Genomic DNA, 20,431 nt, shown 5'->3' with positions numbered 1-20,431 from the left:
GGCTCAGCCCAGGTGGTCGCGGGTGCTCGCCATCGCCCTGGTCGCGAGCCGGTTCGCGCGGGCCAGGGACCCGGAGAGGGAGAGCCCGTGCACGAGGCCGGCGAGGAATCCGGCGGCGAAGGCGTCGCCCGCCCCCGTCGGCTCGACGAGGGTGAAGTCGATCGGCGGGGCCTCGGCCCGAGCCTCGCCGTCGAAGGCCGTCGCGCACGTCCCGTGCATGACCACGAGGTGGCGCGGCTCGGGGAGCGCGGTGCGCAGGTCATCGGCCCCGGCCGTGCCGAAGACCGTGCGAGCGTCCTCGTCCGAGAGGAACACCACGTCCGCCTTGCGCGCGAGCCCGGCCAGCACGGCCCGGCCCTCATCCTCGCGCCCGCGCCAGAGAGCCGGCCGCCAGTGCACGCTGAAGGAGCGGATCCGGTCGGGACGGTCCTCTTCGAAGAGCATCCGCTGGGCGTCGAGGGCGGCATCCGACAGCGCGGACGTCACGCCCGAGGTGTGCACGATGCGCGCTCGGCCCAGCACCTCCCGGGCGGCGGGAGACGTCAGCGTCCGTCGTGACAGGCGGCTGCCGGCCGAGTCGGCCCGGTAGTAGTGCATCCGGGTCTCGCCGGTGCCGGCGACGTCCTTCACATAGAGGCCGGTCGGAGCATCGGCATCCCTCTCGATCGCGCGCACGTCCACGCCGCGACGGGCGAGCTCGTCGACGATGAACGCGCCGAACCCGTCGTCGCCGACGCGGGAAACGACGGCCGACCGGACGTCGGCGAGCTCGAGCGCGATCGCGACATTCAGCTCGGCGCCGCCGAGCGATCGCGTGAACGTCTCGGCCGTGACGAGGGAGGCGGGCGGCTCGGGGACGAAGACGACCAGTCCTTCGCCCACCCCGACCGCGGTGATCTCGGGAGTGTCGGGCACGATCTCGACCCTATGGGTCCGCGTGGCGTGGGTGCAATCGGCGGGCGCTCGCGGCCGATCGCGCGGGGCGAGGCTAGGCTTGAGGATCATGAACGACGCGCCGATCGGCATCTTCGACTCCGGTGTCGGCGGGCTCACCGTCGCGCGGGCGGTCCGGGCCCAGCTGCCCCAGGAATCGATCGTCTACATCGGCGACACCGCGCATTCGCCGTACGGCCCCAAGGCGATCGCCGATGTGCGGCGCTATTCGCTCGAGGTGCTCGACACCCTCGTCGAACAGGGCGTCAAGATGCTCGTGATCGCCTGCAACACCGCCTCGGCCGCGATGCTGCGCGATGCGAGGGAGCGGTACGACGTTCCGGTGGTCGAGGTGATCGGCCCCGCCGTGCGCCGGGCCGTGTCGACGACCCGCAACGGCAGGATCGGCGTCATCGGCACCGTCGGCACGATCGGTTCGCGCGCCTACCAGGACATGCTCGAGGTCAATGAGCGGCTGCAGGTGTTCACCGCCGCCTGCCCGCGTTTTGTGGAGTTCGTCGAGGCGGGGATCACCGGGACGCCCGAGGTGCTCGCGGTGGCCGAGGAGTACCTCGCTCCGCTGCGCGGCGCCGGTGTCGACACCCTCGTGCTCGGCTGCACCCACTACCCGTTCCTCCGCGGCGCCATCAGCTATGTGATGGGCGACGGCGTGAGTCTGGTGTCCAGCGACGACGAGACGGCCGCGGACGTCTACCGCCAGCTGGTGCGGGGCGACCTCCTCGCCTCGCCCGACGCCGCCCCCACCGACGTGTACGAGGCGACCGGCGACTCCGCCGACGACTTCACCGCGCTCGCGAACCGCCTGATGGGCCGGGAGGTGCGCGACGTGCAGCTCGTGCAGACCGGCGTCATCACCCTGCCCGACCTGTCGGCGTTCGCCGACCAGGGATGATCGCACCCGAGAGGACACCCATGTCAGACACCGTCCGCGCCGATGGGCGCGCCGTCGACCAGCTCCGCGAGATCACGATCGAGCGCGGTTGGAGCGCCCAGGCCGAGGGGTCGGCGCTCATCAGCTTCGGAGGGACGAAGGTGCTCTGCACCGCGTCGTTCACCAACGGCGTGCCCCGCTGGCTCACCGGCAAGGGGAAGGGGTGGGTGACGGCCGAGTACGCGATGCTTCCCCGTGCCACGAACACCCGCAACGACCGGGAGAGCGTGAAGGGGAGGGTCGGCGGGCGTACGCATGAGATCTCGCGGCTCATCGGACGCGCGCTGCGTGCCGTGGTCGACACGAAGGCGCTCGGCGAGAACACCATCGTCATCGACTGCGACGTGCTGCAGGCCGACGGGGGCACCCGCACCGCGGCGATCACGGGGGCTTACGTGGCCCTCGCCGACGCCATCGAATGGGGTCGGGAGAAGAAGTTCATCGGCAGGAACTCCACGCCGCTGCTCGACTCCGTCTCCGCCGTGTCGGTGGGGATCATCGACGGCGAGCCCATGCTCGATCTGGCATACGTCGAGGACGTCCGCGCGGAGACCGACATGAACGTCGTCGTCACCGGGCGCGGGCTGTTCGTCGAGGTGCAGGGCACCGCCGAGGGCGCGCCCTTCGACAAGCGCGAGCTCGACGCGCTCCTCGAGCTGGGCGTCGCGGGATGCGCATCGCTCCGGGAGCAGCAGCTCGCGGCGCTGGGGGCATGAGGATGAAGGTCGTCCTCGCCACCCACAACCCGCACAAGGTCGCCGAGTTCCAGCAGATCGTCGCGCAGACCCGTCCGGATCTCGAGATCGTCGGCTACGACGGCCCCGAGCCGATCGAGGATGGCGTGACGTTCGCCGAGAACGCGCTCATCAAGGCGCGTGCCGCGGCCGAGCACACGGGACTCGCGGCGCTCGCAGACGACTCGGGGATCTGCGTCGACGTGCTCGGCGGCTCACCGGGCGTCTTCTCGGCGTACTGGGCCGGGCAGAAGAAGGACGCCGTGGCGAACCTCGAGCTGCTGCTCGACCAGCTGCGAGACATCGCCGACCCGCATCGCTCCGCGCACTTCACCTCGGTGATCGCCCTCGTCCTCCCCGGTGGGACGGAGCACGTGGTGGAGGGCGCCTGGCCCGGCCGGCTCGCCCACGCACCCTCGGGCGGGGGCGGCTTCGGCTACGACCCGATCTTCATCCCGGAGGGGCAGCCCGCCGGAGCCGAGCGATCGGTGGGGGAGTACTCCGACGAGGAGAAGCAGGCGCAGTCGCATCGCGCCCGCGCGTTCGCGGAGCTCGCGCCCCTGCTCGCCGAGGTCTGAGCCGCTTGATGAGAGTGGTTTTCGTTACCGTTCCCGACTAGGGAAATCGGCCACGAACGGCGATTCTCCGGCCTAGCCTTGAAACATGCACGATCACGCGCACGCGCCTGCCGGAGGCATCAGGGGGTCGGGGAACCGTCGCCTGCTCACCCTCTCCCTGACGATCACCGCCACCGTCATGGTGGTGCAGATCGTCGGGGCGATCCTCAGCGGCTCCCTCGCCCTGCTCGCCGACGCGGCGCACATGTTCACCGACTCCTCGGCGCTCGTGATCGCGCTGATCGCGAGCATCGTCGCCGCCCGTCCGGCAGACGACCGTCGGACGTTCGGCTATCAGCGGGCCGAGGTGTTCGGCGCGCTGATCAACGCGATCATCCTCATCGTGCTGGCCGCGATCGTCGCGTTCGAGGGCGTCTCTCGGCTGCTCCACCCCTCGGACGTCGAGGTCAAGGGCCCGTTCATGCTCGTGATCGCGATCATCGGTCTGATCGCGAACGCGGTGTCGATGTGGCTGCTCAGCGCGGCGCAGAAGTCCAGCATCAACGTGCGCGGCGCCTATCTCGAGGTCATGGGGGACCTGATCGGGTCCGCCGCGGTGATCGTCGCGGCGATCGTCATCGTCACCACCGGCTGGATGCCCGCCGACGCGATCGCATCGCTGTTCATCGCGGTGATGATCATCCCCCGGGCGATCGTGCTGCTGCGCGAGGTGTTCTCGGTGCTCGCCGAGTCGGCGCCGAAGGGGACGGCGGTCAGCGAGATCCGCACGCACCTCGCGGCGTTCGAGGGCGTGGTCGACGTGCACGACGTCCACGTCTGGCAGCTCACCCGTGGCGCCCCGGTCTTCACCGCGCACGTCACCGTCCAGCCGTCGCTGCTCGAGGAGGGACGGTCGGCTGCGCTGCTCGCCGAGCTTCAGGCCTGTCTCGCGGACCATTTCGACGTGGAGCACTCGACGTTCCAGGTGGAGCCGGCTGGCAGCGCCGACTGCGAGGCGACCCACGCCTGACGGTCAGCCCTCGATGCGCACGTCGTCGGGAGCCTTGTCGGGACGGAGTCCCCGCCAGCGCGCATGGCGCACGATGCCGCCCGGGGTCCAGTTGGCGAACTCGACCTCGCCGACGATCTCCGGTCGCACCCAGAGCGCGTCCGAGGCGTCGTCCGCGGGGACGTCGCCCAGCGGCGGGACGTCGGTGCGCAGGGGCGTGAGGAGCTGCAGCAGGTCGCGCAGCGCCCGGTCGCTGAATCCGGTGCCGACGCGGCCCGCGTAGCGCAGCACCCCTCCGCGCGGCACGGCGAGCAGGAGGGAGCCGATCGTGCCGGCGCGGTCGCCCTTGCCGGGACGGATGCCGACGATCACCGCCTCCTGCATGCGGGTGAGCTTGAGCTTGAGCCAGTCGGAGGAGCGGGCGCCCGGGCGGTAGGGCGATTCCGGGCGCTTCGCCATGACCCCCTCGAGGCCGTGCTCGCGGCTCGCGGCCAGCGCGGCGTCGACGTCGTCGAACACCGGCGAGACACGCACCGGGGCGTCGAGGTCGGCCGCCACCTGCTCGAGCAGCTCCCGGCGCTGGCGCAGGGGGAGTCCGGTGAGGTCGTGGCCGTTCAGGTGCAGCAGGTCGAAGAGCAGGTAGACGATCGGCGTGCGCACGACTTCGCGCTCGATCTCCCGGGCGCGGGTGAGGTGCATCCGATCCTGCAGGCGCGTGAAGCTGGGGATGCCGTCGGCGTCGAATGCGACGATCTCGCCGTCGATGACGGCTTCCTCCGCCGGGAGGCGCGGTGCGCCGTCGGCGGTCAGCTCCGGATACCGGGCGGTGATGTCGATTCCGCTCCGGGCGTGGAGGGAGAGGCGGCCGCCGGTCCACGTGCCGATCGCCCGGATCCCGTCCCATTTGATCTCCGCCCATCCGTAGGCGCGGGCGCGTCCTGCCGTCCCCGGCTCTGCGAGCATCGGGGTGATCGTGGCGGGGGACGGCGCGGTCGGAGCTGCGGCGCGCACGCGTTCCCTGGTGCGCCCGGGGACGGCGACCGGGGGAGTCGGCGGCGGTGCGGCGGCGAGCTGTGAGAGGGGATCGATCCCGGCCGTCACGCGCGCGAGGACCTCCGTGAGATCCAGCTGGGCCAGGGCGGGATCGTCCAGCTCCTCCCAGGTGCGGGGCGCCGCGACCCACGGACGGGCCCGGCCGCGGAGCGAATAGGGCGCGATCGTCGTCTTCCTGCCGTTGTTCTGGCTCCAGTCGATGAACACCCGTCCCGTGCGGACCGCCTTCGCCATGGTGCTCGTCGCGAGCCGGGGATGATCGGACTCCACGATGCGCGCGAGCTCCTTCGCGACGGCGGAGATCTGCTCGCTCGTCTGGAGGCCCTGCCCGGCGTCGTCGGTCGGCAGGCTCGCATAGAGGTGGACGCCCTTGCTGCCGCTGGTGACCGGTACCGGATCGAGCCCCATACCGGAGAGCAGGTTTCGCAGGAGGCGCGCGACCTCGGCGCAGTCGGCGAGGCCGGCGCCCGGTCCGGGGTCGAGGTCGAGCACGAGGCGGTCGGGCCTGCCCGGCCGTCCGGCGGGGGTGAACCGCCACTGCGGCACGTGCAGTTCCAGCGCGGCGATCTGCGCCATCCAGACGAGCGTCGGAAGGTCCTCCGCGAGCGGATAGTCCTTCACCCCGTCGGAGTGCTCGATGGGCATCCGGCGCACCCAGTCGGGGGCTCCGGGCTCGAGCTGCTTGGCGAAGAACGCCGAGCCCGGCGCGTCCGCGGTGCCGACTCCCTCGACCCAGCGTTTGCGGGTGACCGGGCGCCCGCGCAATTGCGGGAGCATCACCGGAGCGACCCGGGTGACGTAGGAGATCACCTCGCCTTTCGTCGTCCCGGACTCCGGGTAGACGACCTTGTCGAGATTGGTGATGCGCAGGCGGCGGCCGTCGATCTGCACGATCTGCCCGGCTGCCATGGGGCAAGAGTAGCGGGGCGGGTGTGACTGGTGTGTACTGGTGCGATGAGGACGATCTGGAAGGGCGCCCTGACCTTCGGACTGGTGAACGTGCCCGTGAAGGTGTACTCGGCGACCGAGGACCACGACGTGCCGTTGCATCAGGTGCACGACAAGGACGGCGGGCGCATCCGCTACCAGCGCACCTGCGAGGTGTGCGGAGAGACGATCGCCTACGCCGACATCGACCGCGCCTACGTCGAGGAGGGGCAGACCGTCGTCCTCACCAAGGAGGACCTGGCCGCCCTTCCGGCGGAGAAGAGCCGGGAGATCGACGTCGTCGAGTTCGTGCCATCCGATCAGGTCGACCTGCTGACGCTCGACAAGCCCTACTACCTGGAGCCCGACTCGAAGTCGCCGAAGGCCTACGTGCTGCTCCGCAAGACCCTGGAGCAGACCGACCGCACGGCGATCGTGCGCTTCACCCTGCGGCAGAAGACCCGTCTCGCGGCGCTGAGAGTGCGCGGAGACGTCCTCGTGCTGCAGACGCTGCTGTGGGCGGACGAGGTGCGCGACGCGGACTTCCCCGTGCTCGGGGAGGACGTCACGATCACCGAGAAGGAGCTGGAGCTCTCCGCCTCGCTCGTCGAGAGCTACTCGGGCGACTTCGATCCCGAGGCGTTCGTGGACGAATACCAGAAGGAACTGCGCACGCTGATCGACGCGAAGATCGAGGCGGGCGACACCTTCGACGCGGCGGAGACGTTCGGCGAGACGGACTCCTCCGCGAAGGGCGGCGAGGTCATCGATCTGATGGAGGCGCTGCGCGCCAGCGTCGAGCGCTCGAAGGCCGCACGGGCGAAGGACGCCGGCTGAGCGGCGCCCCTGCGCTCACTCGGCGGTTTCGGCCGGTACTTCCCTCTTCGCCTTGACGCGCTCGATCACGTAGTGCCCGAGGGTCACCAGCGCGGTGCCGAGCACCGCCGCGAGCAGGATCAGGTCGATGTACTGCACGACCAGGTTGCGGATCCACGGGATGTAGGCGATGAGGTAGCCGATCATCGTGAGCCCGAAGCCCCAGAGCAGCGCGCCGATGAGGTTGTACAGCGAATAGCGCTTCCAGGGCATGTGGCCGACGCCGGCGGCGACCGGGGCGAAGGTGCGGACGATCGGCACGAAGCGCGCGAGGATCACCGTCAGCCCGCCGAAGCGCTCGAAGAACGCGTTGGTGCGGTCGACGTTCTTCTTGCTGAACAGCCCGGAGTCCTTGCGTTCGAAGATCGCCGGTCCGGCCTTGTGGCCGATGAGATAGCCGACTTCCCCGCCGACGAACGCGGCGAGGGCGATGAGCAGCGTGACCCACCAGATGTTCACGCCGAACACGTTGCTCGTGTGGGTCAGCAGACCCGCGATGATCAGCAGTGTGTCGCCGGGGAGGAGGAACCCGATCAGCAGGCCGGTCTCGGCGAAGATGATGAGGCACACCACGAGCAGCGCCCAGGGGCCGGCGACCTCGATGATGTGGGCGGGGTCGAGCCAGGGGATCAGAGCGGCGTGGTGCATGGGTTCCCGTCGTTCAGGCGGCCGTGATCGTACGATGCGGTGCATCGTCCGTGCGGAAGGTGGGACTTGAACCCACACGCCCAGGGGCACAGGAACCTAAATCCTGCGTGTCTGCCAATTCCACCACTCCCGCGTCCCGTCAAGTCTACTGACCGGAACCCGCCCCAATCTGGGGATCAGCCCGCAGTCCGGGCCGGGACGGAGGCCGCTTCTCGACTAGGCTGACGGGCACCGCCTGGTTGGCCGGAACAGCACGACGGGGGAGCCCATGACGCGGAGAGCGACCATCCGCGAGGTCGCGCGGCTCGCAGAGGTGTCGTTGGGCACGGTGTCCAACTACCTCAACGACAACAAGCCGATCGCTCCCGAGACGCGGGAGCGCATCGAATCGGCGATCGAGCAGCTGGGCTTCATCCCCAATGCCGGCGTCCGGGTGATGCGCGGCGGGCGCAGCCATGCGATCGCGTTCCTCATCCCCGACTCCGGCAATCCGTTTCTCGTCGAGGTCTCGCGCGGGATCGAGGACGTCGCGATCGGCGCCCGGCACGTCGTGGTCACCTGCAACACCGACGGCGACCCCGATCGTGAGGAGCACTACGCGCGGGTGCTGTCCGAGATGCGCGTCGTCGGGGCCGTCGTGATGGCGATGAGCGCGGGCGAGACCGCCCTCCGGCGGCTGGAAGCCAGCGGCGCCCCCGTGGTGCTGCTGGGCGGCGGCAGCCACGGGTTCGGCTTCCCGGGGATCGACGTGGAGAACACCCATGGCGGCTACCTGGCGATGAGGCACCTGCTCTCCCTCGGACACCGCGACATCGTCTTCGTCGGGGGGCCGGGCGCCGAACCGCAGATCGACGACCGCTACCTCGGTTGCCTCCGCGCCTATGACGAGTACGGCATCGATCGTTCGCGGCTGCGACGGGTCACGGCCGAGGGCAACTCGACGACGGCGCGACGGGAGGTCGCGGAGCGGATCGCCGACGGCGTCTCCGAGGTCACGGCCGCCTTCTGCGCGAACGACCTCATCGCGCTGACCCTGCAGTCGGTGCTGCTCCAGCGCGGGATATCCGTCCCCGGGCGGTTCTCGGTCATCGGCTACGACGACATCGACGGGGCGGCGATGGCGCCCGTTCCGCTCACCACCGTCCATCAGCCCCAGTACGAGCTCGGAAGGGCTGCGGCGGAGCTCGTGCTCGCGCTCGCCGCGGGGGAGAGCGCCGCCGGACGCACGAGGTCCTTCGAGCCGGAGCTCGTCGTCCGTTCGTCGACGGCGGCGCCGCCGGTCTGAGATGAGGAGAGTGAGAGAGGGAGAGGGGGAGAGCCGTGGCCCTCCCCCTCTCCCTCTTCCTCGGCGATCGAGCTAGGCGCCCGGGATCAGTCGGACGTCATCGACGAACGCGGTGCGGTCGGCATCCGTCGTCCCGGTGAACCCGATCGTGTGGGTTCCGCCGCCCTGCGTGATGGGCGGCGTCGTGAACTCCGTGTAGGAGGTGCCGCCCGGCGTGTAGGTCCCGAGAACCGTCCCGTCGAAGGTGACGGTGACGGCCTGAGGCGTCGTGTCGCCGGGGCGTGCGGCGAGGAGGAACTTCACGCGGTACGTCTGCCCGACGGGTGCTCCGCCGAAGCTCTGCTCGAACCGTCCCCTCTTCTGCACGAATCCGACCTGCGTTCCCTGCGGAGCGTTCGCGGCCCCGTAGAGCCCGACGCCGAACAGGCTGCCGTTCGCCGCGATTCCGGCCTCGTTGTAGAAGGTCCAGCCGGATCCTGCGGGCGAGTACTGGAAAGATCCGGGCATCGACGGGGCTTCGAACCCCGTGTTCCGCAGCGTCGACGGGGGCGCGGTGGGAACCGTCGCGCCGTCGATCGTGACGTCGGAGACGACCCCGGTGATCGCGATGTTCCCGTTCGAGGTGTCGGTGACCGTGGTCGCCCCTCTCGTGTAGGCGGAGATGTGGACGCCGTCGATCGCGCCGGTGCCCGCGATCTTGGAGGCCCGCTCTCCCGTGCCGGCCACGCGGATGCCGGACATCGTGACGTCCGAGATCGTGCCGCCGCCCTCGCCGGCGAAGCGCTCATCGGTGCGCAACTGGAAGACCGCCGCCTTCGCCGGCTCGCGGAACGCATCGATCCGGATGTCGGAGAAGGTGATGCGCGAAGTGTGGTTGCCGCCGTTCGGCCACACCTTCATCACCCCGTTGAACTTGTCCAGGTCGTAGACGCCGCGCTGGTTGAGGATGTCGTTGTCGCTGATCGTGAGATCGCTGATCGGGGCGTTCGGAACGGTGCCGAGCCCGAAGAGGAAGATGTGCGCGTCGTCGCCCCAGAACACGCTCCGGGTGAAGGTGTTGTCGTGGCCGGGGCCGTAGTGGTACATCACGATGCTGTCGTCCGGCGTGCGGATGAACACGCCGCTGACGAGTCCGCCGGACGATCCGCTGAAGTGGATCCCGTCGGCGTTGACCTCATAGGCGAGGATGTTGATGTCGCGCACGACGGGCCGGGTGGCGAAGTTCATCACAACGGTCCACATCGTGGAGTCGAGGATCGTGATCCCCTCGACGGTGTTGTCATGTCCGCCCGTGAGCCAGACGGCGCCGGTGCGGACCTCGCCCTGGCCGGCGACGTCGTGCGTCAAGGTGCTGCCGTCGAGGATGCCGCGACCCCGGATCGTGATGTCGCTCACCCCGTCGGACGCGAAGGCGCCGTGGACCACCGAACCCGGTGCGAGGTACACCGTCGACGATTCCCGGATGAAGAACGTCTCACCGGCGTGCCAGTTGCCGTACCCGCTGGCGGAGGCGTATGCGGTCGCCGTGCTGCCGTCGGCCAGGGCGAAGAAGTCGGGGGTCGCGCCGGCGGCGGCGTGCCCCTGCGCGAGATTGGCGGACGCGCCGGCGAAGGCGCGGAACTCCGATACGGCGTTCGAGAACTGGAAGCCGGTCGCGGTGCTGCTCCCGAGGAGGTTCAGGCGGACGTAGCGGGCGGTCTTCGGCGCGAAGGTCTTCGTGACCTCACCGGTCTGTGTGTTGCCGGTGCCGTCGACGACCAGCTGATAGGGGTCGGCGGCCGTGCGTTTGGTCTCGACGGTGAACTTGTTCGGGTACGCGGTCGGCGTCATCCCGATGCCGATCTTGAACGTGGACTGCGCCAGCTGGATCCTGTCGAGCGGATACTCGGCGCCGAGGTCGAACTCGGCCCACATCCCGCGCGGGAGGGTGTGCGCGCCGGGAGCGAAGTAGTAGGTGTCCTTGCCCGCGGGGAGCTGGAAGGGCGCCGCCTGGCCGGGCTGCACCACGAAGACGTTGGGCGCCGTGGGGTCGGGGGCGTCCGTCTCCGGTGCGGCGGTCAGGATGTGGAGCGTGTGCTGCTCCCAGTCCCCGTTCGCGCGGAAGACCACCTTCCGAGGGGCGTCCGCCTTCTGCGAGAGGGAGAAGGTGACCGAGTTGCCCGACTTCGTCCCGGAGATCCCGTACGAAGTCGGACGGATGTCGTAGCTGCTGAGCGTCGCCGCGGCGAACGTGACGCGCACCTCGATCGTGCCGGAGAAGTCGAAGTTGACCATCGAGGCGTCGAAGGTGCTTCCGTCCTGGTGGCCGAGCTTCACGCGGTAGGTGAAGAGATCGGTCCAGGCGCCGCTGCCGGCGCGGACGGACACCGAGTAGTCCGGGTTCGCGGCCGTGCCGGCCGGCGGGCTCCAGGTGCGGATCGTGCCGGTGTCCGCGCTGCTCCGCATGGGGGCGCCGAGTGCGCCGCCGAGCAGGGAGACGGCGAGCGCGATGGCTGCGAGGAGCGCCCAACGAGAGCGCGACCGCAGGGGAGGGGCCTGTCTGCTGATGTTCATGATCGCCTTCGATTGTGGTGAACAGGTTCAATGGTCAGGATGGCAGCGTCTGCGGCGAGCGCGCAAGGAACTTGATCGAATTTCCTGCGTCCTGATCGAAGGGCTTGCGGCGCGCAAGTTTCATGTGTCATGATCAGTGAACTTGTTCACCACTGATTTGCGAAGAGGCACCGTGACACTCAGCAGCACCCTCCCGAGCACCGGGCCGGACACCGAGATGCTCCGTCGGAAGATCCTCGGATGCTGGCGGGGCAAGGCCGTCGGCGGGACGCTCGGGCAGACCTTCGAGGGGCTGAGCGGTCCGCTCGACGCCGAGTTCTACGTGCCGGTGCCCACCGAGATGGTGCCGAACGACGACCTCGACCTCCAGGTCGTCTACGCCTGTGTGCTGGCGCGCATGGAGGCGCCCGCCGTCGACCGTCACGTGCTCGCCGAGGCGTGGCGACGCCACGTCGACTTCCCCTGGAACGAGTACGGCGTGGCGATGCGGAACCAGGCCGAGGGCATCGTCCCCCCGTACACGGGATCCTTCGACAACTGGTTCACCTGCGGTGAGGGCGCGGCCATCCGTTCCGAGCTCTGGGCCTGTCTCGCCCCGGGGGACCCGGACCTCGCCGCCGCCTACGCGTACGAGGACGCCTGCTTCGACCACGCGGGCGACGGGATCGTCGCCGCGCAGTTCCTGGCGAGACTGCAGTCGGCCGCATTCGTCGAGTCCGATCCCGACACACTCATCGACATCGCCCTCGCCGGGATCCCGGCCGACAGTGGAATCGCGTCGGTCGTCGAGGACACCCGACGATGGGTCGCCGCAGCGGACGACTGGCGCGAGGTGCAGGCGCTCATCATGGAGAAGTACGGACGCCAGGACTTCACCGACGTCCGGCCGAACACCGGATTCGTGATCCTCGGATGGCTGATGGGGGCGGACTTCTCCGAGCGCATCCGGATCACGAACAACTCGGGCCAGGACTGTGACAGCTCGACGGCGTCGATCGGCGCCCTGCTCGGCATCCTCGACCCCGCGTCGATCGGCGCGGAGTGGCTGGCGCCGATCGGCGACGAGCTGGTGCTGAACGAGGAGATCCGCGACCTCGACTCCCCGCCGACGATCGCGGAGTTCACCGATCTGGTGGTCGACCTCGGCGCCCGGCTGCCCCGAACGGCCCCGGTCGTCGAGCCGACGCCGTTCGATCCCGACGCGCACCGCATCCCGGTGGGGATCGGGCACTTCAACACGACGACGGGACGCTGGGACGTCCGCGACCAGTCGGAGCTGCCTCCGATCGGATCGGCGCTGCCGGAGGTCGAGACGGAGCCGTCGACAGTGCCGGGGACGGTGGTGTCGATGGCACGGGAGGACTTCCACGACCGCCTGATGATGCTCACGTTCCGGGTGAACGGGCGGGGACGCTCTGCCGTAAGGTTGATGTTCAACTGCACGGAGGACTACCGCATCTGGCTCGACGGTGCCTTCCTGCACGGCGCGCAGGGGAGCTCGCTCTTCTTCCCCGCTCCGCACATGGCGCCCGTCGGGCAGTTCATCGACTTCGAGATGCCCGAGGGAGAGCACACCCTGAGCATCGCCGTAAAGCGACCGCCCGCGCATCGTGCGCACGCCGACTGGGTCATCGGACTCGTCGAGCTGCCCAGCGCGCTCTGGATCGAGCACGCCTTCCATCCGGCCCCGGCCGTCCACTGACCCGACAGACGTCATACCCGACACGACACAGACGGAGAACGAAGATGTTCAGCAGGAAGACCAGAGCGGTCGCGGGATTCGCCGTGATCGCCGCCATCGGCGCAGTGGGCCTGACGGCCTGCGGATCCCAGCCGGCCGAGTCGGCCGACGGCAAGACCACCGTGAACTGGTGGTCGTGGGATCCGGACAACTCCAACTACCAGAAGTGGATCGATGCCTTCGAGGCGGAGAACCCCGACATCAAGGTCGTGTTCCGCTTCATCCAGTACAGCGACTACGAGAACGCGGTCCGGCTCGCGGCGAAGTCGGACTCCGGGCCGGACGTGTTCGGCATCGAGCCGGGGGCGATGTCCGAGCAGTTCGCCCCGCTGACCCTCGATCTCGCACCGCTGGCGGAGAAGGAGATCGGTGCGGACTGGCAGAAGCAGCTGCTCGGCACCGATCAGCTGGCCGTCGACGACAAGCAGGTCTCGCTGCCGTGGAAGATGGGCGGCGGGGGGCTGATCTGGTACAACAAGAACATCTTGGACGCCGCAGGCGCCACGCCCCCGACGAACCTGGCGGAGTGGAAGGACATGTGCGCCAAGGTCGAGGCCAAGGGCGTCACCTGCTTCGTGCAGGGCGCCAAGGACGCCTGGGTGAACCTCGACGTGTTCCAGGCGATCGCGAACCAGATCGACCCGGGGGCGGTCTACGAGGCGTTCGACGGGAAGCAGAAGTTCGACACCCCGGAGATGGTGCGTGCCTTCGACGCCTGGAAGGGCCTCTTCGACGACGGCATCATGCAGCGCGGGGCGCTCGGCATGACGCAGTACCCCGACGCCAACGACCTCTTCAACAAGGGCAAGGCGGCGACCATCGCGTTCGGCACGTGGAACAACGACCACATGACGAAGACGCGCCTGAAGAACTCCGTCGAGACCTACGGCGAGCAGATCGTCGACCAGGTGTTCCTTCCGATCGCTTTCCCCGACGTGGTCGGGGGAGCGAAGGAGACCGGACGTCTCTTCGGGGCGCCCGCCGGTTGGGCGATCTCCGCGAAGAGCACGCACCGGGACGCGGCGTTCACCTTCGTCAAGTGGTTCACGACGAGCAAGACCGCGCAGACGATGATCGCCTCGGCGCTCGACCAGCCCGCCCTGGCCTCCATCCCGGTGACGAGCGACGATCTCGTCGCCCCCGAGCTGCAGCAGCCGGCTCTCGACGAACAGGCCGCACAGTTCGCGAAGCTCATCGGCCCGCGTCAGATCGCGGATGCCGACGTCGCCTCCGCCCTCGGCCAGGCCCTCTCGTCGGTGGCCTCCGGGCAGATGAGTTCGAAGGACGCCGCCGCATCCGTCCAGGCCGCGATCGACGGCGCACGCTGATCCGAGGAAGGGAGCCGGTCCCGGCGCAGAGACGGGACCGGCCACGCACATGACGACTCAGACACTCGCGCCGCCGACGGCGGAGCGTCCCACCGGGCCGCGGCCGCGGACGGACGCGTCCTCGGGACGGTCCCGGCGCAGGCGCGCCTCGCTGGCCCCGTGGCTCTACATCCTGCCGGCTCTCATCCTCGTGGTGGGCATCGTCTACGTCGGCATCGGCTACACGGGCTGGGTGAGCACGCTCGACTGGAACGGCATCGACGACGCGCCTCGCGGGGTCGGCTTTCAGAACTTCCTCGACATCGCCGCCGACCCCGTCTTCTGGGGCTCCCTCGGACACGTCGCGGTGTTCGGAGTGGTCACCATCGTCGTGCAGATGGTCCTCGGGCTGACGATGGCCGTGCTGCTCAGCGGCAAGGCGGTCCGCGGGCGGGCGATCTACAGCGTCGTCATGTTCGTGCCGGTGGTGCTCGCCCCTGCCGCGATCGCCACCGCCTTCCGCGAGATCCTCAACACCGACGGGCAGTTCAACCAGACCCTCCGCTTCCTCGGCCTCGGCGCAGCGGACACCGCCTGGCTCGCCGATCCGAGGTTCGCCCTCCTCGCGATCTGCGCGATCAACGTCTGGCAGTGGACCGGTTTCAGCTTCCTGCTCTACCAGGCGGCGATCTCGCAACTCGACCAGAACACCTTCGACGCCGCGGCGATCGACGGCGCGGGTTTCTGGCGCACCGTGCGGCACATCCTCGTGCCTCAGCTCTCCGGCACGCACGCCACGCTCGCGCTGACCGGGTGCATCGGGGCGTTGAAGACGTTCGACGTCGTGTATCTCACCACCGGAGGCGGGCCGGGCAGGAGCACGGAGTTCCTGACCACGTACATCTACAGCCAGATCGTGGAGCGCTATCACGCGGGCTACTCCGCGGCGCTGTCCGTCGTGCTGCTGGTGCTCGCCCTCGCGCTGACAGCGGTGCAGCTGCGCGTCTACCGGATGGGAGAAGACTGATGTTCGAGCGCCCCACCCGCGCCACCCGATGGATCGCGCAGATCGTCGCGACCCTGCTGGTCATCCCCTTCCTCTTCCCGCTCGTCGCCATGGTGTCGAAGTCCTTCGAGGGAGCGGGATTCCTCGCCAACTACAGCGCCGTGATCACCCAGACGCCGCTGCTGCGGTCGACGATCAACTCCGCGATCATCTCCGCCGGGGTCATCGCCCTCGTCTACGTCTGCACGATGCTCGCGGGCTACGCGTTCGGGAAGCTCCGCTTCCGCGGCAAGAAGCTGGTCTTCACCGCGATCCTCGTCGGGCTCGTGCTGCCGACGATCGCGCTCATCGTGCCGCTGTTCATCATGGTCGACCGCTTCGGCCTGTTCAACAACTACCTGGCCGTGATCCTGCCGCTGGCGACGACGATCGTCCCGTTCACCCTGCTGCTCGCGCGCAACTACATGTCCTCGATCCCCGACGAGGTGCTCGAGGCCGCGCAGATCGACGGCTGCACGTCGTTCGGCACGCTTCTGCGCGTCGTCATCCCCCTGGCCAAGCCGATCACGGCGGTCATCATCGTGTGGTCGTTCCTGCAGGCATGGAACGAGTTCTTCCTGCCCCTGCTGTTCCTGCAGGACGAGTCGATGCAGACCGTGACGACGATCCCGCTCTACTTCACGAGCACCTACGGCTCCGACCAGCCGAAGATCTTCGCGGCGCTGGTGCTGATCTGCCTGCCCGTGGTGGTGACGTACCTGCTGCTGCAGCGCTTCTTCGAGAAGGGCGTCAGCGCGGGCGCGATCAAGTAGGTCGCATCCCGGCTGTGGATAACTTCCGGGGCCGATCGGCGGCCTCTGGCACGATGCCGGGGTGAGTCATCCCTCGATGCTGGTTGCGGAGCGCGTGCGACGTCGTCTGCGGCAGGAGAGCACGGACCCGACCGTGGCGCCGGAACAGGCGATGCGCGTCGCCCAGTCCGAGGTGCGCCGGCACAACGATCTCGCCATGGCCCGCGGCGAGGCGCTGATCGACGACGAGGCGGGCTGCGTGCGAGAAGTGCTCGCGCAGGTCGGCGGCTTCGGCGTGCTCCAGCCGCTGCTGGACGATCCCGAGATCGAGGAGATCTGGATCAACGCGCCGGATCGGGTGTTCCTCTCGCGCGGAGGCGCGACGATGCGCGTCGACCTGCCCCTCACCGACGGCGTCGTCCGCGACCTCGTCGAGAGGATGCTGCACTCGACGGGCCGACGGGTCGACATCAGCCAGCCGTTCGTCGACGCATCGCTGCCCGACGGCTCCCGGCTGCACGTGGCGATCGCCGACGTGGTCCGGGGGTCGTGGGCGGTGAACATCAGGAAGTTCGGGCGCCGCCATCGCTCTCTGGACGCGCTCGTCGCAGGCGGGAGCATGCCCGGCGAGGTCGCCGAGCTGCTGCACCGCGCCCTCGTCGACGGGCGTAGCGTCATCGTGTCCGGGGCGACGCACGCGGGGAAGACCACCCTGCTCGCGGCGCTGCTCGCCTCCTGCGCGGATCGTCAGCGCATCATCACCGTGGAGGAGACGTTCGAGCTGGCGGTGGAAGGCCCCGACGTCGTGGCGCTGCAGGGACGGCAGGCGAGCCTCGAGGGCACCGGTGAGATCACCCTGCGCCGGCTCGTCAAGGAGGCGCTGCGGATGCGTCCGGAGCGGCTGGTGGTGGGCGAGGTGCGCGACGCGGAGGCGCTCGACCTCGTGCTCGCCCTCAACACCGGCATCCCCGGAGCGGGCACGGTGCACGCGAACTCCGCCGCGGAGGCGCTCGACAAGCTGTGCATGCTGCCGCTGCTCGCCGGACGCAACATCGACCGCGCGTTCATCGCCCCCGCCCTCGCCTCCTCCGTCTCGCTCGTCGTCCACTGCCGTCGCGCCGCCGACGGCAGCAGGCATGTCGCCGAGATCGTCGCGCCCACGGGCGAGGTGCGGGAGGGTCGCATCCTCACGCGACGCGTCTTCGCACGGGATGCGGCGTGACCCTCCTGCTCGGCGCGATGCTCGCCGCAGGAGCCGTGCTCACCGCGTCGCCGTGGCTGTGGCCGCCGCGGGAGAGGGCGCTGCGACCGCCCCGGCACGGCGTGCTCGCCCGGCTGCTCGAGGAAGGAGGGTTCGGTCGCGTCGCTCCCCGCATGCTCCTCGCGGTCATGCTCGGCGCCGGGGCGCTGTCCGCCGCGACCGCCTGGCTCGTCTCCGCCCTGCCGGTGCTGGCGCTGCTCGCCGGGGCCGCGGGCGCCGCGGCCCCGATCCCCTTCCTCCGCGGCAGGCGGCTGCGGCTGCGGAAGGCGCGCAGACAGGTGTGGCCGGACGTGTGCGACCTCCTGGTCGCGGCGATTCGCGTCGGGCTCTCGCTCCCGGACGCGGTGGCATCGCTCGGCGACTCGGCGCCGTCCTCGGTGCGCGCGGCCTTCGCCGTGTTCGCCCGCGACCTCCGGGCGAGCGGCCGCTTCGAGACGAGCCTGGACCGCCTCAAGGCGGCGCTCGCCGATCCGATCGCCGACAGGATCGTCGAGACCCTCCGGATGGCGCGGCAGGTGGGCGGCACGGAGCTGACCTCGGTGCTGCGTGCGCTGTCGGCATCGGTGCGGGCGGACGCGGCCCTCCGGGGGGAGGTCGAGGCGCGGCAGTCGTGGATCCGCGGCGCCGCCGTGCTCGGCACCGTCGCGCCGTGGGTGATCCTCGCCCTGCTGGTCATGCGCCCGGAGGGGGCCACCGCTTACGCCACTCCGGAGGGGGTGCTCGTGATCTGCGCCGGCGCCGGCGTCTCCGTCGTCGCGTACCGGATCATGGTGCGGATCGGTCGTCTCCCGGAGCCGTCGAGGTGGTTCGGATGAGCACCGCGACGGACGCCGCGATCGCGGTGCTGCTCGGCGGCGCGTTCGCGGGAGGTCTCCTCTGCGTGCTCTCGGCCCTTCCGCGCTGGCGCGCCCTGCCGCTCGACCGGAGGATCGCGCCCCATGTGCGCGATGCCGTCGCAGACGACCGGCTCCCCGCCGGCACGCTCCCCACGGCGGGGGTGCTTCCGGTCGGCGCGCGGCGATGGCGGGACCGCGCGTCGCGTGCCCTCGACAGGATGGCTCGGCGGCGGTGAGGCGCTGCGCCGGAGGCTCTCGCAGGCGGGCTCCGTGCAGGAGCCGTCGCGGTTCCGGGCGCGGCAGCTCGGCTGGGGCATCGCCGGCCTGACCACCGGGGCGCTCATCGTCGTGGTGCTCGCCGTCGCGGGCAGGCTCACGATCCCCGGTGTGCTGCTCCCCGTGATCCTCGCGGCCGGCGCGGCCACCGCCTACGACATGCAGCTCGCCACCAGGGCGAAGGCGCGCCGCGCCCGTCTCGCGGATGAGCTGCCGACGATGCTCGAGTTCCTCGGGCTCTGCCTCTCGGCGGGGGAGACCCTGCTCGACGCCCTCCGACGCGTCTCCGAGATCGGCACCGGCGAGCTGACCGCCGAGCTGAGGAGCGTCGTGCTCGCCGTGCGCACCGGATCGCCGCTCGCCGACGCGTTGAGCGACATGTCGTCGCGGTTGAGCCTGCCGCCGTTGTCGAGAGCAGCGGATCAGCTCATCGCGGCGATCGAGCAGGGCGCTCCGCTGGCGGCCGTGCTGCACGCGCAGGCGATCGATGCGCGCGAGGAGGCGAAGAGGGTGCTCATCGAGCAGGCCGGGCGGAAGGAGATCCTGATGCTCCTGCCGCTGGTCTTCCTGATCCTGCCGCTCTCGGTGCTCTTCGCCGTCTATCCCGGTCTCTTCATCCTGCGTCTCGGCATCGGGTGATCGTCGCCGAACGCCGCACGGAGGAGCGCGACCCGGATCCGCGCCGTCATGAACGACCAGACCGCGGACGGCGGTCGAGAGAGCCCCTGCTCACGTTCACGGGGCTGCTACGGTGTCCCCATGCGCGGAAACGGGCGGACGCGGGATCTCATCGGGGCGGTGATCGTCGTCGGGGCGAGCATCGGTGCCTTCTTCGTCAACGGGTGGACGTCGGCGGCGGTCATGGTGGTCTGCGCCGGTGCGCCCGTGGTGGCGATCGCATGGCGACGCGCGCGACGGCCCGCCGCCGCTCGGGCGGCCGGTGGCGACGCCTCGTCCTCCACGACCGCGGGATAGCCCGGGCCGATGATCGGAGCATGGCGCCGACTCCGGGACGACGAGAACGACGCCGCCTGGGACGACTTCGACCGTCGATTCGACTTCGCTCCGAGCGGTGGGCGCCCGGCGCGGTCGATCCGAGAGCCGGCGCCGTCGGTGACGTTCGATCTCAGCGGGCTCCGGAGCGCGGGAGGCCCCGGGTACGCCGACGCGGCGATCGGCGCCGTCGAGGCCTCGGCACGGCGCGCGTTCCTCGCGGCCTTCGGCGAGGACGTCGAGCTGCTCGTCCTCGACTGGCAGCATCACGGCTATCGGCTCAGCCCCGCTGTCCCGGCCGCCGGGCCGGACGATCTCCCGCCGATCCCGACGGTGGTGCCGGACGGCGACTACTACATCTATGCCACGCCCGATCTGTCCGAGGGGACCTTCGGGCATCCGTGGGAGAACTCGCTCTGCGTGTTCGGCCGCCGGATGGCGCGGATACTCGGCGCCGAGCTGCGCACCTGGCTCCCGGTGATGCGCGAGCAGCAGGACGAGGCCCCGGCCGCCGGATGACCGATGCGCCGGCCCTGTGGATAACTTCCGGGGCCTGGCGGTGGGAACCGACATACTCGTCGGCATGAACCTCACCGCGGCCCGTCGCTGGGCGACGAGAATCCAGGACTTCGCCGACGACGAGAGCGGGGACGTCCCCGGCTGGGTGCTCGTGACGCTGATGACGGCGGGCCT

The 20,431-nt window shown here is 70.0% G+C and carries 20 protein-coding genes and 1 tRNA gene; 16 read left to right on the top strand and 5 right to left on the bottom strand.

The genetic code is table 11. From position 1 onward, the window contains the following. Positions 1-3: 3 nt before the first annotated feature. The gene (locus ABWO84_RS13490) at positions 4-915 is read right to left on the bottom strand and encodes a sugar kinase (RefSeq protein WP_353115391.1); all 912 of its coding nucleotides are present in this window, start codon (positions 913-915) and stop codon (positions 4-6) included. 88 nt (positions 916-1,003) lie between these two features. On the opposite strand from ABWO84_RS13490, the gene murI reads away from it, so the two are divergent. The 4 genes from murI to ABWO84_RS13470 all read left to right on the top strand — a co-directional run bounded on the left by murI (position 1,004) and on the right by ABWO84_RS13470 (position 4,206). Further along, a complete protein-coding gene (gene murI / locus ABWO84_RS13485) occupies positions 1,004-1,846 on the top strand; it encodes a glutamate racemase (RefSeq protein ID WP_353115389.1) in 843 nt (280 codons plus the stop codon). A 20-nt stretch (positions 1,847-1,866) separates the two neighbouring features. After that, positions 1,867-2,601 (top strand): ribonuclease PH, encoded by a 735-nt coding sequence (gene rph, locus ABWO84_RS13480; RefSeq protein ID WP_353115387.1) that lies wholly within the window; start codon positions 1,867-1,869, stop codon positions 2,599-2,601. Next, positions 2,598-3,197, top strand: coding sequence for an RdgB/HAM1 family non-canonical purine NTP pyrophosphatase (gene rdgB / locus ABWO84_RS13475; protein ID WP_353115385.1), 600 nt, complete (start codon positions 2,598-2,600; stop codon positions 3,195-3,197). Before rph ends, rdgB begins: the two co-directional genes overlap by 4 nt. 85 nt (positions 3,198-3,282) lie before the next feature. Further along, a complete protein-coding gene (locus tag ABWO84_RS13470) occupies positions 3,283-4,206 on the top strand; it encodes a cation diffusion facilitator family transporter (protein WP_353115383.1) in 924 nt (307 codons plus the stop codon). Positions 4,207-4,209: 3 nt separating this feature from the next. Here ABWO84_RS13470 and ligD read toward each other — a convergent pair whose 3' ends face one another. After that, a complete protein-coding gene (ligD, locus tag ABWO84_RS13465; RefSeq protein ID WP_353115381.1) occupies positions 4,210-6,147 on the bottom strand; it encodes a non-homologous end-joining DNA ligase in 1,938 nt (645 codons plus the stop codon). A gap of 45 nt (positions 6,148-6,192) precedes the next feature. Between ligD and ku the strand changes: the two genes are divergently transcribed. After that, a complete protein-coding gene (gene ku, locus ABWO84_RS13460) occupies positions 6,193-7,002 on the top strand; it encodes a non-homologous end joining protein Ku (protein WP_353115379.1) in 810 nt (269 codons plus the stop codon). Between the two features lie 15 nt (positions 7,003-7,017). On the opposite strand, the gene ABWO84_RS13455 is transcribed toward ku, so the two are convergent. Beyond that, a complete protein-coding gene (locus ABWO84_RS13455; protein WP_353115377.1) occupies positions 7,018-7,689 on the bottom strand; it encodes a DedA family protein in 672 nt (223 codons plus the stop codon). 51 nt (positions 7,690-7,740) lie between these two features. Continuing rightward, a tRNA-Leu gene (locus tag ABWO84_RS13450) sits at positions 7,741-7,822 on the bottom strand. Between the two features lie 135 nt (positions 7,823-7,957). Between ABWO84_RS13450 and ABWO84_RS13445 the strand changes: the two genes are divergently transcribed. Beyond that, entirely contained in the window at positions 7,958-8,974 is a 1,017-nt protein-coding gene (locus ABWO84_RS13445) for a LacI family DNA-binding transcriptional regulator (RefSeq protein ID WP_353115375.1), read from the top strand. A gap of 72 nt (positions 8,975-9,046) precedes the next feature. Here the strand turns inward: ABWO84_RS13445 and ABWO84_RS13440 are convergent, their stop codons facing one another. Next, positions 9,047-11,527 (bottom strand): hypothetical protein, encoded by a 2,481-nt coding sequence (locus ABWO84_RS13440; RefSeq protein WP_353115373.1) that lies wholly within the window; start codon positions 11,525-11,527, stop codon positions 9,047-9,049. 172 nt (positions 11,528-11,699) lie between these two features. Here ABWO84_RS13440 and ABWO84_RS13435 point away from each other — a divergent pair, with 172 nt between their 5' ends. The 10 genes from ABWO84_RS13435 (at position 11,700) to ABWO84_RS13390 (ending at position 20,257) form a co-directional block, all read left to right on the top strand. Beyond that, on the top strand, positions 11,700-13,229 hold the full coding sequence (locus tag ABWO84_RS13435) for an ADP-ribosylglycohydrolase family protein (RefSeq protein WP_353115371.1): 1,530 nt from the start codon (positions 11,700-11,702) through the stop codon (positions 13,227-13,229). 44 nt (positions 13,230-13,273) lie between these two features. Then, complete coding sequence (locus tag ABWO84_RS13430) at positions 13,274-14,596, top strand: ABC transporter substrate-binding protein (RefSeq protein WP_353115369.1); 1,323 nt, start codon at positions 13,274-13,276, stop codon at positions 14,594-14,596. 49 nt (positions 14,597-14,645) lie between these two features. Beyond that, entirely contained in the window at positions 14,646-15,602 is a 957-nt protein-coding gene (locus ABWO84_RS13425) for a carbohydrate ABC transporter permease (protein WP_353115367.1), read from the top strand. Further along, positions 15,602-16,393 (top strand): carbohydrate ABC transporter permease, encoded by a 792-nt coding sequence (locus ABWO84_RS13420; RefSeq protein ID WP_353115365.1) that lies wholly within the window; start codon positions 15,602-15,604, stop codon positions 16,391-16,393. The genes ABWO84_RS13425 and ABWO84_RS13420 overlap by 1 nt, the downstream gene beginning before the upstream one ends. Before the next feature lie 61 nt (positions 16,394-16,454). Next, positions 16,455-17,594 (top strand): TadA family conjugal transfer-associated ATPase, encoded by a 1,140-nt coding sequence (locus ABWO84_RS13415; RefSeq protein WP_353115363.1) that lies wholly within the window; start codon positions 16,455-16,457, stop codon positions 17,592-17,594. Next, a complete protein-coding gene (locus ABWO84_RS13410; protein ID WP_353115361.1) occupies positions 17,591-18,448 on the top strand; it encodes a type II secretion system F family protein in 858 nt (285 codons plus the stop codon). Before ABWO84_RS13415 ends, ABWO84_RS13410 begins: the two co-directional genes overlap by 4 nt. Continuing rightward, the gene (locus tag ABWO84_RS13405) at positions 18,445-18,705 is read left to right on the top strand and encodes a hypothetical protein (protein WP_353115359.1); all 261 of its coding nucleotides are present in this window, start codon (positions 18,445-18,447) and stop codon (positions 18,703-18,705) included. The genes ABWO84_RS13410 and ABWO84_RS13405 overlap by 4 nt, the downstream gene beginning before the upstream one ends. Continuing rightward, positions 18,674-19,384, top strand: a complete 711-nt coding sequence (locus ABWO84_RS13400; RefSeq protein ID WP_353115357.1) for a type II secretion system F family protein — start codon at positions 18,674-18,676, stop codon at positions 19,382-19,384. Before ABWO84_RS13405 ends, ABWO84_RS13400 begins: the two co-directional genes overlap by 32 nt. Before the next feature lie 120 nt (positions 19,385-19,504). Beyond that, positions 19,505-19,720 carry a hypothetical protein gene (locus ABWO84_RS13395; RefSeq protein ID WP_353115355.1) on the top strand — a complete coding sequence of 72 codons (216 nt, stop codon included), beginning with the start codon at positions 19,505-19,507 and terminating at the stop codon, positions 19,718-19,720. Between the two features lie 9 nt (positions 19,721-19,729). After that, positions 19,730-20,257, top strand: a complete 528-nt coding sequence (locus ABWO84_RS13390; RefSeq protein ID WP_353115353.1) for a DUF2716 domain-containing protein — start codon at positions 19,730-19,732, stop codon at positions 20,255-20,257. Positions 20,258-20,431: the final 174 nt, after the last annotated feature.

Source organism: Microbacterium sp., from assembly GCF_040394595.1.
Classification (GTDB): Bacteria; Actinomycetota; Actinomycetes; order Actinomycetales; family Microbacteriaceae; genus Microbacterium.
The sequence above is the reverse complement of the archived record's forward strand: the minus strand, read 5'-3'. Positions and strand labels throughout refer to the sequence as shown.

Coding starts and splice junctions, on each gene's coding strand:
- murI (WP_353115389.1), top strand. CDS start 1,004: ATGAACGACGCGCCGATCGGCATCTTCGACTCCGGTGTCGGCGGGCTC.
- rph (WP_353115387.1), top strand. CDS start 1,867: ATGTCAGACACCGTCCGCGCCGATGGGCGCGCCGTCGACCAGCTCCGC.
- rdgB (WP_353115385.1), top strand. CDS start 2,598: ATGAGGATGAAGGTCGTCCTCGCCACCCACAACCCGCACAAGGTCGCC.
- ABWO84_RS13470 (WP_353115383.1), top strand. CDS start 3,283: ATGCACGATCACGCGCACGCGCCTGCCGGAGGCATCAGGGGGTCGGGG.
- ligD (WP_353115381.1), bottom strand. CDS start 6,147: ATGGCAGCCGGGCAGATCGTGCAGATCGACGGCCGCCGCCTGCGCATC.
- ku (WP_353115379.1), top strand. CDS start 6,193: ATGAGGACGATCTGGAAGGGCGCCCTGACCTTCGGACTGGTGAACGTG.
- ABWO84_RS13455 (WP_353115377.1), bottom strand. CDS start 7,689: ATGCACCACGCCGCTCTGATCCCCTGGCTCGACCCCGCCCACATCATC.
- ABWO84_RS13445 (WP_353115375.1), top strand. CDS start 7,958: ATGACGCGGAGAGCGACCATCCGCGAGGTCGCGCGGCTCGCAGAGGTG.
- ABWO84_RS13440 (WP_353115373.1), bottom strand. CDS start 11,527: ATGAACATCAGCAGACAGGCCCCTCCCCTGCGGTCGCGCTCTCGTTGG.
- ABWO84_RS13430 (WP_353115369.1), top strand. CDS start 13,274: ATGTTCAGCAGGAAGACCAGAGCGGTCGCGGGATTCGCCGTGATCGCC.
- ABWO84_RS13425 (WP_353115367.1), top strand. CDS start 14,646: ATGACGACTCAGACACTCGCGCCGCCGACGGCGGAGCGTCCCACCGGG.
- ABWO84_RS13420 (WP_353115365.1), top strand. CDS start 15,602: ATGTTCGAGCGCCCCACCCGCGCCACCCGATGGATCGCGCAGATCGTC.
- ABWO84_RS13405 (WP_353115359.1), top strand. CDS start 18,445: ATGAGCACCGCGACGGACGCCGCGATCGCGGTGCTGCTCGGCGGCGCG.
- ABWO84_RS13395 (WP_353115355.1), top strand. CDS start 19,505: ATGCGCGGAAACGGGCGGACGCGGGATCTCATCGGGGCGGTGATCGTC.
- ABWO84_RS13390 (WP_353115353.1), top strand. CDS start 19,730: ATGATCGGAGCATGGCGCCGACTCCGGGACGACGAGAACGACGCCGCC.